The 12,898-nt window shown below is 66.5% G+C and carries 11 protein-coding genes; 3 read left to right on the top strand and 8 right to left on the bottom strand.

Translation table 11 applies throughout. From position 1 onward, the window contains the following. Positions 1–6: 6 nt before the first annotated feature. The 3 genes from cphA (at position 7) to KHN96_RS01855 (ending at position 3,791) form a co-directional block, all read left to right on the top strand. Positions 7–2,574: a cyanophycin synthetase gene (gene cphA, locus KHN96_RS01865; protein ID WP_062738770.1), complete on the top strand. Its 2,568-nt coding sequence runs from the start codon at positions 7–9 to the stop codon at positions 2,572–2,574. A gap of 126 nt (positions 2,575–2,700) precedes the next feature. Next, complete coding sequence (locus KHN96_RS01860) at positions 2,701–3,282, top strand: flavin reductase family protein (RefSeq protein ID WP_045219485.1); 582 nt, start codon at positions 2,701–2,703, stop codon at positions 3,280–3,282. Next, a complete protein-coding gene (locus tag KHN96_RS01855) occupies positions 3,279–3,791 on the top strand; it encodes a GNAT family N-acetyltransferase (protein ID WP_062738771.1) in 513 nt (170 codons plus the stop codon). Before KHN96_RS01860 ends, KHN96_RS01855 begins: the two co-directional genes overlap by 4 nt. 4 nt (positions 3,792–3,795) lie before the next feature. On the opposite strand, the gene KHN96_RS01850 is transcribed toward KHN96_RS01855, so the two are convergent. From KHN96_RS01850 to KHN96_RS01815, 8 genes are all read right to left on the bottom strand, one after another. After that, positions 3,796–5,184 (bottom strand): amidohydrolase family protein, encoded by a 1,389-nt coding sequence (locus tag KHN96_RS01850; RefSeq protein WP_062738959.1) that lies wholly within the window; start codon positions 5,182–5,184, stop codon positions 3,796–3,798. 19 nt (positions 5,185–5,203) lie between these two features. Continuing rightward, the gene (locus KHN96_RS01845; RefSeq protein ID WP_062738772.1) at positions 5,204–6,547 is read right to left on the bottom strand and encodes a nucleobase:cation symporter-2 family protein; all 1,344 of its coding nucleotides are present in this window, start codon (positions 6,545–6,547) and stop codon (positions 5,204–5,206) included. A gap of 79 nt (positions 6,548–6,626) precedes the next feature. Beyond that, positions 6,627–7,739 (bottom strand): CobW family GTP-binding protein, encoded by a 1,113-nt coding sequence (locus tag KHN96_RS01840; RefSeq protein ID WP_062738773.1) that lies wholly within the window; start codon positions 7,737–7,739, stop codon positions 6,627–6,629. After that, positions 7,736–8,377: a UbiX family flavin prenyltransferase gene (locus KHN96_RS01835; protein ID WP_202966849.1), complete on the bottom strand. Its 642-nt coding sequence runs from the start codon at positions 8,375–8,377 to the stop codon at positions 7,736–7,738. The genes KHN96_RS01840 and KHN96_RS01835 overlap by 4 nt, the downstream gene beginning before the upstream one ends. Continuing rightward, positions 8,374–9,765, bottom strand: coding sequence for a UbiD family decarboxylase (locus KHN96_RS01830; protein WP_062738775.1), 1,392 nt, complete (start codon positions 9,763–9,765; stop codon positions 8,374–8,376). The genes KHN96_RS01835 and KHN96_RS01830 overlap by 4 nt, the downstream gene beginning before the upstream one ends. Positions 9,766–9,828: 63 nt before the next feature. Then, positions 9,829–10,752 carry an amidohydrolase family protein gene (locus KHN96_RS01825; RefSeq protein ID WP_027679411.1) on the bottom strand — a complete coding sequence of 308 codons (924 nt, stop codon included), beginning with the start codon at positions 10,750–10,752 and terminating at the stop codon, positions 9,829–9,831. 29 nt (positions 10,753–10,781) lie between these two features. Beyond that, positions 10,782–11,693 (bottom strand): amidohydrolase family protein, encoded by a 912-nt coding sequence (locus tag KHN96_RS01820; RefSeq protein WP_045202142.1) that lies wholly within the window; start codon positions 11,691–11,693, stop codon positions 10,782–10,784. Positions 11,694–11,932: 239 nt separating this feature from the next. Continuing rightward, entirely contained in the window at positions 11,933–12,826 is an 894-nt protein-coding gene (locus tag KHN96_RS01815; RefSeq protein ID WP_062738776.1) for a LysR family transcriptional regulator, read from the bottom strand. Positions 12,827–12,898 lie beyond the last annotated feature (72 nt).

The raw sequence follows: 12,898 nt of genomic DNA, 5'->3' as shown, positions 1-12,898 counted from the left end.
GACGGTATGGAAGTCTCTCGCATCCGGGCCCTGCGCGGCCCGAATCTCTGGTGTCGTCACACGGCCATCGAAGCCATCGTGGCGTGCTCGGACCAATCGCACCTGCTGGCCGAGCTGCCGGGCTTTGAAGACCGGTTGCGCGCACGGTTTCCGGCCATCGGGCCGCTGCGCCCCCATGACGAAGCCGGCGCGCCGTCGATGGCGCATGCGCTCGAAGCGGCGGCACTGGGCCTGCAGGCGGCCGCCGGCTGCCCGGTCACGTTCAGTCATACCGAGCCCACGCTCGAGCCGGGCACGTACCAGGTGGTGGTGGAGTACAGCGAAGAGGAAGTCGGCCGGCTGGCGTTTGAACTGGCCGGCCAGCTCTGCCTGGCCGCGCGCGACGACCAGCCGTTCGACCTGGACGACGCGCTGCACCGCCTGCGCGATCTCGATGAAGACGTGCGCCTCGGACCGAGCACCGGCTCCATCGTCCAGGCCGCCGTGGCGCGGGGCATTCCGTACCGGCGCCTCACGCAGGGCTCGATGGTGCAGTTCGGCTGGGGCAGCAAGCAGCGCCGCATCCAGGCCGCAGAAACCGACATGACGAGCGCCGTGGCGGAATCGATTGCGCAGGACAAGGAACTGACGAAGACGCTGCTGCATGCGGCCGGCGTGCCCGTACCGCTGGGCCGCTCGGTGGGCAGCGCCGAGGAAGCCTGGGCCGCCGCGCAGGAGATCGACGGCCCCGTGGTCGTCAAGCCGCGCGACGGCAACCAGGGCAAGGGTGTGGCCGTGCGCATCCGCACCCGCGAGGAAGTGATGACGGCCTACGAAGTGGCCGCCGAGATTTCCTCCGACGTGATCGTCGAGCGCTACATCCCCGGCCATGATTTCCGCCTGCTCGTCGTGGGCAAGCAGCTGGTGGCCGCCGCGCGCCGCGATCCGCCGCAGGTCATCGGCGACGGCAAGCACACGGTGCGCGAGCTCGTCGACGAGGTGAACCGCGACCCGCGCCGTGGCGAAGGCCATGCCACGTCGCTCACGAAGATCCGCTTTGACGACATCGCCCTGGCCACGCTGGCCAAGCAGGGCCTGACCGCCGATTCCGTGCCCCCCAAGGGCACGCGCGTGGTGTTGCGCAACAACGCGAACCTGTCCACCGGCGGCACCGCGACCGACGTGACCGACGACGTCCACCCCGCCATCGCCGCACGTGCGGTGGCCGCGGCGCAGATGGTCGGCCTCGACATCTGCGGCGTGGACGCTGTGTGCGAGACGATGCTCAAGCCGTTCGAGGACCAGGCGGGCGGCATCGTCGAAGTCAACGCCGCACCGGGTTTGCGCATGCACCTGCAGCCTTCCTACGGCAAGGGCCGCGCCGTTGGTGAGGCCATCATCTCGACGATGTTTGCCGACGGCGACGATGGCCGCATCCCCGTGGTGGCGGTGTCGGGTACCAACGGCAAGACCACGACGGTCCGCCTGATCACGCATCTGCTGGCCTGCAGCGGCCTGCGTATGGGCATGACGGGTACCGACGGCGTCTACATCCAGGGCCAGCGCATCGACACCGGCGATTGCTCCGGCCCGCGCAGCGCCCGCAATGTGCTGCTGCATCCGGACGTGGATGCCGCCGTGTTCGAAACCGCGCGCGGCGGGCTGCTGCGCGAGGGTCTGGCCTTTGACTGCTGCGACGTGGCCGTGGTGACCAATGTAGGCGAAGGCGACCACCTCGGGCTGAACTACATCAGCACCGTCGAAGACCTGGCGGTGCTCAAGAGCGTGATCGTGCGCAACGTGGCGCCGCGCGGCATGGCCGTGCTCAACGCCGCCGACCCGATGGTCGCCCGCATGGCCGACGGCTGCCCGGGCTCCGTGACGTTCTTCGCGCACGACCCCAGCCTGCCGACCATGGCGCTGCACCGTGCGCAGGGCAAGCGCGTGGTGTTCGTCGATGGCGCGGAGATCGTCGCTGCCGAAGGCGCAAGCGAAACGCGCATCGCCCTGGCGGACATCCCGCTCACGCGCAACGGCACGATCGGCTTCCAGGTCGAGAACGCAATGTCGTCGATCGCCGCCGCGTGGGCGCTCGGGATCGACTGGGCGATCATCCGGCGCGGCCTGGCCACGTTCGTGAACGACGCCGCCACGGCACCGGGCCGCTTCAACCTGTTCGATTACAAGGGCGCCACCCTGATCGCCGATTACGGCCACAACCCAGATGCCATCCAGGCGCTGTGCAACGCGGTGGCCACGATGCCGGCCAAGCGGCGGGTGGTGGTGATCAGCGGCGCGGGGGACCGGCGCGACGAAGACATCCGCAAGCAGACGCAGATTCTCGGCGGCGTGTTTGATGACGTGGTGCTGTATGAAGACCAGTGCCAGCGCGGGCGTGCGGATGGGGAAGTGCTGGCGCTACTGCGCGAGGGCCTGGAGGGTGCGCAGCGCACCCGCTACGTTGAAGAGATCCGCGGAGAATTTCTTGCGATCGATACGGCGCTCGGGCGGTTGCAGCCTGGCGACCTTTGCCTGATCTTGATTGATCAGGTGGAGGAGGCGTTGGAGCATATTGCCAAGCGTGTTGCTGAGTGAATTGGAACCCCAGTGAAGTTTGCTGGGGTTTTTGTTGGGATGGTTTTTTTGTCCCTGGGGGAGGCACCACCAACAAAAGAACAAGGCAAAAACCACTCCCAACACACCAAACACATCCTCGCCATCATGTCCACCCCCATCCCCCTGGCCCCAGTGGAACTGGCCAAGTCCTACCGCCTACTCAACCACGGTCCGACCACGCTGGTTACCACCGCCCACAACGGCGTGCGCAACATCATGGCCGCCGCGTGGGCGATGCCGCTCGACTTCGATCCGCCCAAGGTCGTGGTCGTCGTGGACAGCCGCACGCTCACGCGTGAACTGATCGAAGCTTCGGGCGTATTCGCGCTCAACATCCCCACCCGCGCAATTGCCGAGACCACGCTCACGGTGGGCACGCTGTCTGGCCGGGACGGCGACAAGTTCGATGCACTCGGCCTGGCCACGGTGCCCGCCCGCACGATCGACGTGCCACTCGTCGCGGGCTGCGCAGGGTGGCTGGAATGCCGCGTCATTCCCGAACCGCACAACGAGAAGCGCTACGACCTCTTCATTGCTGAAGTGACCGCCGCCTGGGCGGATCCGGCGCTGTTCAGCAACGGCCGCTGGCACTTTACCGATGCGGGCAGCAAGACCGTGCATTACCTCGCGGGCGGAGCGTTCTTCGAAACCGGCGATGCATTTACCGTGGAGGCCAAACAGCCATGAGCGACATCGCCATCCGCCCGTTGATCGATGAGGATGCTGCGGCGTTCAAGGCCCTGCGCCTGAAGGCCATTCAAGATGCGCCGACCGCCATCTGGCCGACGCACGATGAAGAGTCGGGCCGCACGCTGGAGGAAACCTGCAACCGCATCCGGGCGACCGAGCATCAGATCGTGTTCGGTGCATTTGCGGGGCCGGAGCTGATTGGCATTGCCGGACTGCGTCGCGAGCCGCTGGCGCAGGTCGCCCACAAGGCCGTGCTGTGGGGCGTGTTTGTTGACCCGGCGCATCGGCGGGGCGGTATTGCGGGCCGTCTGCTCGACGCCGCCATTGCGCATGCGCGTGCGGCGCGCGTGTTGCAGATCCACCTGTGTGTCAATGCCGAGAACCCGCGTGCGCAAACGCTGTATCGCAACGCGGGTTTCGAGACCTTCGGCGTCGAGCGCCGCGCCATGCGTGTCGGTGACCGCTTCTACGACGAAGAACACATGGCGCTGCGGCTAGATGTCTGAACCGTCAAGCACACGCCATCAGGTCGGCCACGCCCCGGCTGGCTTCGGCGCGGATGCTCGCCACATCGAGCCCGCACACCACACCTTCGTCCACCACAACGCGCCCGCCGATGATGCTGGTGCGCACGGTGATGGGCTCCCCGGCAACCACAGGCGCGAGCGCGGGGTCGTGGAAGCCGTAGAAGCGCGGGTGGTTGATGTTGTAGAGCACCAGATCGGCGGCTTGCCCGACCTGCAGCGTGCCGACCTCACTCAAGCCGAGCACGCGCGCACCGCCTGCGGTCGCCCAGTGAATGACGTCTTCGGCGGTCGTGGCGCCGGCACCTTGCGTGGCACGGTGGATGAGCCATGCAGTGTTGACCTCGCCGGTCATGCTGCCCGATTCGTTGGACGCCACGCCGTCCACGCCCAATGACACCGGCACGCCGGCCGCCGCCAGTTGCGGCACCGGTGCGATGCCGCTGCCCAGCCGGCTGTTGCTGACCGGGCAGTGCGCGATGCCGCTGCCCGTCTGGGCCAGCATGCGAATCTCCGACGGCTGCAGGTGCACGAGGTGGGCAAACCAGACGTCCGGGCCCAGCCACTCGTGCTCGGCCACGAACTCCACGGGCAGACAGTTGTATTTCTCGCGGCAGAAGCGCACGTAATTGTCGGTTTCCGACAAATGCGTATGCATGCGCAGGTGCATCCCGCGCGCGGCACGCGCCAGCTCGACCAGCAATGCCGGCGGCAACGAGAACGTCGGTGTGGTCGGCGCCACCACGACGCGGCGTATCGCATCGGGTGCGTCGTCGTGATAGCGGTGCTTGAGCCGCTCGATGTCGGCCAGCATCTGGTCGAGCGTTTCGGGCTGCAACGCCGTCTTCGAGAAGCCCGGGTGGCTGCTGGCCGATTCGATGGCGCCGCCACGGCAGAGCACGAGGCGCATGCCGAATTCATCGGCCACGTCGAACAGCATGTCGCCCGATTCGGTGCCGCCGCCTGCGTGATAGAGGTAGTGGTGATCGGCGCAGGTGGTGGCGCCCGACAGCAGCAGCTCCGCCATGCCCAGGCGCGCAGCCGTGCGCATCAGCTCCGGCGTGAACAGCGGCAGGCGCGGATACGGCACGCTGGCCAGCCACCCTTGCAGATCCTGGTTCATGCCTTCCGGCACGGCTTTGAGCAGGTTCTGGAACAGGTGGTGATGCGTGTTGATCCAGCCCGGGTAGACGATGCAGTCGCTGGCGTCGATGACGCGCTCGCCGGGGCGGGGCATGAGGTCGGGGCCCATCTCGGCGATGCGCCCGCCGGCGATGCGGATGTCGACCGCACCGGCGCGTGCTGCGTCACCACGCAGGCCGGTCATGACGGCCAAGGGGCGGCGGATGAGGATGTCTTGAGGCGTGTTGTGCATGGAGAGGTCCATTGGAAAATCAGGCGCGGCCCGCCGTGCGCACGACCGACGCGGGCACGTGCGCTTCTTCGGTACCGTTGAGCAGCAGGTTCAGCGCCACCGACACCAGGCAGGCGATGACCACACCGCTGTGCAGGAACGGTTGCGACCAGTCGGGCAACTGCTTGAACAGCGTCGGCGCCAGCACCGGTACCAGCGCGGCGGCAATCGTGAAACCGACGATGAGCACGTTGTGGCGGTTGTGCTCGTAGTCGACGCGCGCCAGGGTCTGGATGCCCGCCGCGGCCACCACGCCGAACATGGCGATGCCCGCGCCGCCCAATGCGGCTGTCGGCGTGGCCGCAATCACGGCGCCCGCCTTGGGCACCAGCGCCACGAGGCACATCAGCACGCCGCTCACGGCCACCACCCAGCGGCTGCGCACGCCGGTGAGCACCACGAGCCCGACGTTTTCCATGAAGGCGATAAAGGGGAATGCGGCGAACATGCCGGCGATGGCGCTGGCCAGCCCGTTGGCGCGCAGGCCGTTGATGGCTTCCTCTTCTTCGATCGGCTTTTCGACGATGTCGCCGATGGCCAGGAACAAGCCCATCGATTCCACCATCTGCACGATCATCACCACGATCATGGTCAGCGCGGGGACCACGGCGAATACAGGCACCCCAAAGTGGAACGGCACCGGCAGCGTGACCCACGGCGCGTCTGCCACGCCGTGGAAGTTGCCCATGCCCATGGCGCAGCCCAGCAACGTGCCGACGATCATGCCCACCAGCACAGCGAGGTTGCGCAGCAGCGGGCTGCCGAAGCGGTTGATGAGGAGGATGGTGGCGACCACCACCGCGGCCACCAGCAGAAACGATGGTGCACCGAAGTTGGCAGCGTTGCGTCCGCCGCCCACCCAGTCATAGGCGACGGGAAAGAGCTGCAGGCCGATGACGGTCACGATGCAGCCCGTGACCACCGGTGGAAAAAATCGCCGCAGCCGCCCCACCAGCGGTGCGGCGAGCAGCGTAAACAGCCCGGCCGCAATGACCGCACCGCACACGCCCGCGAAACCTACGGCAGGGTTGGTGCCGATGGCGATCACCGGCCCCACGCTGCTGAACGCCACCCCCTGCAGGATCGGCAGCCGTACCCCGAACTTCCAGAACCCGATGGTCTGTAACAGCGTGGCGATGCCCGAGCAGAACAACGTGGTGCTGATGAGCACAATGGTGTCCGCCTGCGACATCTTGAGCGCCGACGCGATGATCATCGGTACCGCGATGGCGCCGATGTACGACACCGCCATATGCTGCAAGCCCAACGTCAACATCTGTCGGGTCGACAGAATCTGGTCGACCGGGTGTACGGCTGTTGTCATGGTTGTCTCCTATCGTTGTCATGCCCGGGGCGTGCCAGGAGCCGCCCTCGGGTCAGGGGGATGTCATGTCATGGCATGCTCACGCCGCCAGACACGCGTTGAAACCGTCCTGCAGGGCCGCACGATCGAGGTTGCGGCCGATGAAGACGATCTTGCTGCTGCGCGCTTCGCTGCCCCACGGCTGCGTCGCGCGAAAGTCGATGAGGCTGTGCACGCCCTGCAGCACGTAGCGCTGCGGCTGACCTTTCACCGCCAGGATGCCCTTCATGCGGAACAGCGTTTCCGCCTGCTCGGTGCGCAGGGTGTCGATCCACGTGTGGAAGCGCACGAGATCCACGTCGGCCGGCACGTCAAAACCCACTGACGAGACGCTCGGATCGTGCTGGTGGTCGTGCTCATGGTCATGCTCGTGAGCGCCGGCGTGAGCATGTACATGTTCATGTTCGTGGTCATGTTCATGGTCGTGCGCGTCATGCTCGCCGTGGCCGGCGTCTGCGCCGATCTCCAGCAGCTTCTGCGTCGCCTCGAACGCGCCGACCCCGATGATCTTGTTCAGATCGACCTGGGCGTAGCTGGAGGTGACGATGTCGGCCGTGGCGTTCAAGCCGCGGATGCGCCCGCGCAGCGCGTCGATGTCGTCGCGGCCCACAAGGTCCACCTTGTTGATGACGATGCGGTCTGCACAGACGATCTGGTCGACGGCCTGGTTGTCGACACCGTCCAGCTGCAGGTCGTCCAGATGCGCGGCGATGTGCTTGGCGTCGACCATGGTCACGATGGCGTCAAGCTCCACATGTTCTGCAATCGGGTCGTCGATGAAGAACGACTGCGCCACCGGATACGGATCGGCCAGGCCGCTGGTTTCCACCAGGATGTGGTCCAGTCGCTCGGGCCGCGCGACGAGCTGGCGCACGATGCGCACGAGGTCTTCGCGGACCTCGGCCGTGCAACACACGCAGCCGTTGACCATCTCGTAGATCTCTTCGTTTTCGGAGGCCATGACCAGGCCCCCGTCGATGCCGACTTCACCAAACTCGTTTTCGATCACGGCGATCTTGCGGCCGTGGTTTTCGCGCAGGATGAAGTTCAGCAGCGTGGTTTTGCCGGCGCCGAGAAAGCCGGTGAGGATGGTGACCGGAATCTTGGTGTTCGGGCCGGGAAGCGTGGCGTGGGCCGTGGCTTGGGGTTTCATGTTGTCTCCTTGTCGAGCGTGGGTGGGGTACGGACTAAGGCAGGTAAGGCTTCTTCGCCCCAGCGCAGGGCGGTGCCGGCATCGAGCCCGAACAGGTCGAGCACGCGGCCGAGGGTGTGGTCGATCATGTCGTCCAACGTATTGGGCCGCGCATAGAAGGCCGGTACGGGCGGTGCGACGATGGCGCCCATCTCCGTGACGGCCTGCATGTTGCGCAGGTGTGCGAGCGTGAATGGCGTCTCGCGCGCCATCAGTACGAGCGGACGGCGCTCCTTGAGCGTGACGTCTGCCGCGCGTGTCAGCAGCGTCGACGAGACGCCCGTGGCAATCTCCGCCAAAGACTTCATCGAGCACGGCGCCACAATCATGCCCAGCGCGCGGAACGAGCCGCTGGCAATGCCGGCGGCCATGTCGTCCGCACGGTGGTAATGCGTGGCGCGATCGATCACGTCGGCCAGCTTGTACGGCGTTTCGTGCGCCATCGTCAGCAGCGCAGAACGTGTGACGACGAGGTGCGTCTCCACATCGAGCGCGCGCAGCAGTCCGAGCAGCCGCACGCCGTAGACGAAGCCCGATGCACCGCTGATGCCGACCACCATGCGCGGCCGGGCGGGAGCGCGAGGGTGGCGCGCGCTCATGGACGCGCTCCGGCCTGGCGGAGGATGTCGCCCGCGCGGGCAATCGCCTGCGGATCGATGCGTGCGCGGATGCCTTCGAAGCCGGCGCCGCGCGTGGCGTCGATGCCCATGCGCGAAGTCGTGCCGTGCACGGACGATGACGGATCGAGCGGGCTGCCGGGCAGGCCATCGACCATGAACACATCCTGGTGCGGCTGGAAGTGCGTGGCCATGGCCCACAGCACCTGCTCGTCCTGCTGCAGGTCGATATCGGAATCCACGGCAATCACGGTCTTGAGGTACGGATCCCAGCCGAGCAGCGCCAGCATGACCTGCCGCGCCTCGCCGTCGCGCGTCGGGTTGAGTGCCACGTAGCAATGGAAGTGCGTGCCTGAGTTCGGATAGTGCAGCGCCGTCACCGATGGGAAGCGCGCCTTGAGCTTTTCGCTCATCTCGGCCTCGCGCGGCAGGCGGGCCAGCGTCAGGTGCTCGGCGTACGGGCCGCCTACCACGTCGACCAGCCACGCGTCGCGCCGACGCATCAGGGCATCGATGCGCAGCACATTGTTGGTGGAGCGGTCGGACGAATAGCCGGTGAATTCACCGAACGGGCCTTCTTCTGCATAGGCGGCGGGGTCGATGGTGCCTTCGAGCACGAACTCCGCTGCCGCCGGCACGCCGATGCCGTAGCGCGGCGTGCGGACGATGTCGAGCGGCGCGCCGAGCAGGCCACCCGCCACGGCGCGTTCGTCGGCGCCAAAGGGCAGGCGGGCGGCGGCGGCCAGCATGAACAGCGGATGCGCGCCTACCACCATCGCCACGCGCAGCACGTCGCCGCGTTCGCGCGCGGTCTGCAGCATGCGCCACAGGTGGCCGCGCGAGTGCAGGCTCGTCGCCAGTGCGTTGCGTGCGTGGCGCATCGAGCGGTGATAGCTCATGTTGGCCACGCCCGTCACCGGATCCTCGGCCACGATGATGGCGTTGGTGATGTAGGGCGCGCGGTCGCTCTCGAAGTGCTTGATCATCGGCAGCAGCGCAACGTCGACCGCGTCGCCTTCGATCACCTCGTCGGTGATGGGGCCGTGCGAGACGACACGCGGTGCGATGGGTGCATTGGCGCGTGCCTGGAAGGCATCGTGCAATTGATGCGGCAACACGTCGAACAACCGTGCCAGCCGTGACCGCGAGGCAAAGACGTTGGTGACCAGCGGTACCTGCAGGCCGCTGACCTGCTCGCAGACCAGCATGGGGGTCTGGTTGCGCGCAGCAAGCTGATCGATGACGGCGGTGACGTCCTGGTCGGCGGAGATGCCGTGGCGCACCGTCAGCACATCTTCGGGATACAGCTCGCGGTAGAGATTGGCGAAGACGTGGAAATCCTGGCCTTCGCCAAGCCGGGTCATGCTCATGGCACACCTCGCTAGAGGCGGGCGCCGAACACCACAGAGGCACGGCGCCCGCGGGATCGGCGCTCAGGCCGCTTCTGCTGTCTGGACGTAGGTCGACTTCAGGCGAAGCTCCGCCTCGGCCAGGTCCTTGGGCGGCTTGGTGGGTTCGATGCCGACCAGTCGCGCAATGTTGTTGCCCAGATAGTCTTCGAGGTGGTCCTCATCGATGCCCAGCCCCTGCGGCGGCGCCGAGCACAGCACCTCCAGCTCGCGCAGCCACATGCCGGGCTCGTTGGGCGGCGAGTCGGTCCCGAAGACGATCTTGTCGCGCGGCAACTGCTTCGCAAACTCGACGATGCGCGACTGGAAGCACCAGCCGGATTCGCAGTACACGTTGGGCGTGTCCATTGCCATCCAGAACGCTTCGAACGAGTAGTTGCCGCCGGTCTGGATGCCGAAGTGGCCGATGATGAAGTTCACCATCGGGAACTCGCGGATGATCGGGTAGAACATCGTCGGGATGGTGTACGGGCCGTCGCCGGTGTGGATCAGCACCACGATGTTGTACTTGGCGCAGACCTTCATCGCGGGGCGCAGCCAGTCGAGCGCGCGGTCGGGCCGATAGCCGTGCATGTTGGCGTGCAGCTTGACCATCTTGAAGCCGTATTCCTTGATGTGGAATTCCAGCTCCGCCGCGCCGTTCTCCGGGCCCCAGCGCGGGTTGTAGGTGAAGTTGCCGATGAAGCGGTCCGGGTACTTCTGCGTGAGTTCGGCGATGTACGCCATGTAGTCGCGAATGCCTTCACGGCCGCGGCGGTTGCCGTCCCGGTAGCCGGTGTTGCCCGGCGGCGGCTGGATGAAGCCCATGTCGATGCGGCGCGGCTTGCCGTTGATCATGTACGGGCCGTCCATCAGCTGGATCATGCGCTCGCCATTGAACGGCGTGCCGGTGTGGCGCCAGGCCTCGTCGACGAGGTTGGTTGGGTGCAGATGGGTATCGATAATCATGTGTTGCGCTCCGTGCGGTCTGCGGTGGCTCAGGCGGCAGCCAGCGCGAGCTGCGCTTCGGCTTCGGCCACGGTCTTGGGCGGACGGGTCGGCTCCAGGCCGATCATGCGGGCGATGTTGTTGCCCAGGTAATCCTCGAGCGTGTCTTCATCGAGGTTCAGGCCCTGCGGCGGGTCCATGCACAAGACTTCCAGCAGACGCAGCCACATGCCGGGCTCGTTGGGCGGCGTGTCGGTGCCGAACAGGATCTTGTGCTTGGGCAGCACCTTGGCGAATTCGACGATGCGCGACTGCAGGCACCAGCCCGATTCGCAATACACGTTGGGCAGCTCCATCGCCCACTGCATCGGCTCGAACACGTAGACGCCGCCGGTCTGCACGCCGAAGTGCGCCATGATGAAATCGACATTCGGGAAGCGCTTGATCATCGGAATCCATTCCGACGGAATGCTGTAGGGGCCGTCGCCCGTATGCAGCTTGACGGGCACGCCCAGCTCGGCGCATTTCTCGAACGCGGGCATCACCCAGTCCAGCGCGCGGTCCGGCCGGTAGGCGTGCATGTTGGCCTGCATCTGGACCATCTTGAATCCGTGCTCCTTGACGTAGCGCTCGATGGCCTCCACGCCGTTCTGCACGCCGCAGCGCGGGTTGTAGACGAAGCACCCGATGAAGCGGTCGGGGTAGGTCTGCACCATCTTGAGCGTGTACGCCATGTAGGCGTCGATGGACTCGCGGCCCGAAAGCTCGCCGTCCGTCCACGTGTAGATGGTGTTGCCCTGCGGCGGCTGGATGAAGGCCTTGTCGATACGGCGCGGCTTGCCGTTGATCATGTAAGGGCCGTCCATCATTTCGAGCAGGCGCTCGCCGGTAAAGGGGTCGCCGTCGTGCCACCACGCGAGGTCCACCAGGTCGGTGGGGTAGCAGCTGATGTCGATGATCATCGTTGGATCTCCTGATGACTGGGAGGAAGCGCGTATGGCTTCCCGGTGAGGGCAGGCACGTCCTGCAGCGCGGCGCTCTTTGCTAGGCGTGTGCCTTCCCCTCGCCGGATCGCGTGATGCCGGATGCGTGCTGCTTGGGGCGCAGTATCGGAGTCAGGGCCGGGGGCCGGCCAATACTATTTGGCGGCGGTCTTGATACGTTGCCGATATCGGCAAGTCGGTCGGCAGGCGGCGGGTGCTCAGGCGCCGAGCGTGTTGCGCGCGAGTTGCTGCACTGCGTTCACCACCGCCTGTGCGCGCTCACCCTGGCCGCGCTGCCAGACGGCATACAGGTTGTAGTGCGCCGGGATGGCGACATCGGTCAGCCGCACGAGGCGCCCGTGTTGCAGTGCATCGGCCGCCAGCAGCCCACGCACCAGCGCCACGCCAATGCCGGCTTCGGCGGCCGCGACCATGTTGGCGGCGTTGTCGAACGCGGCCACCACGGCGGGCTCCAGCGGCTCCAGTACGGCGGCGTCCAGCCATGGAATCCACGAGCGCCGCGTGTAGCCCAGCAGCGGCAGCGTCATCGCGGCCGACGGCGCCAGCGGCGCCTGCACGCCATGCCGCTCCAGCAGCGCGGGCGCCGCCACAGCGGTGACGTGGTCGCCACAGACGAGCGCCATCTCGCAGTCATCCCATTCGCCATAGCCGTAGCGCAGCGAGACATCCACGCGCTCGAACGAGGGCCGCTCGCCGCGCGGGGTTGAGAGGAACATCACCTGGTAGCCGGGCAGGGCCGCGAGCAATTGCGGCAGCCTCGCATTGAGCCAGCCCTGCGCCAGTTCGCTGTCGACATCGACGATGAGCGTTTGCGGCACGTGCCGGTTGCGCACCGAAGACAGCGCCCGGTCCACCTGCCCGAAGCCGTCGGTCAGCATGCTGGCAAAGAGCTGGCCCGCATCGGTCAGCACGATGCCGCCCGCCTCTCGCACAAACAGCGGCTGGCCGATGAACTCCTCCAGCGAGCGGATCTGCTGGCTGATCGCGCTGTGCGTCAGGTCCAGTTGCTGCGCGGCCTTGGTAAAGCTGCCGGTGCGCGCCGCCTGCAGGAAGGCATGCATCGACTGGATCGACGGATAACGCTTGTACATGGCGGCGGTGGGTGAGCTGTTAGTTCGACTTACACGGGCTGGCAGAAATCGTCGCTGGCGGGGTGCCGGTGC

The organism is Ralstonia mannitolilytica (assembly GCF_905397375.1).
Lineage (GTDB): Bacteria > Pseudomonadota > Gammaproteobacteria > Burkholderiales > Burkholderiaceae > Ralstonia > Ralstonia mannitolilytica.
Note: the sequence above shows the minus strand (reverse complement) of the source record. Positions and strands in the feature narration are given on the sequence as shown.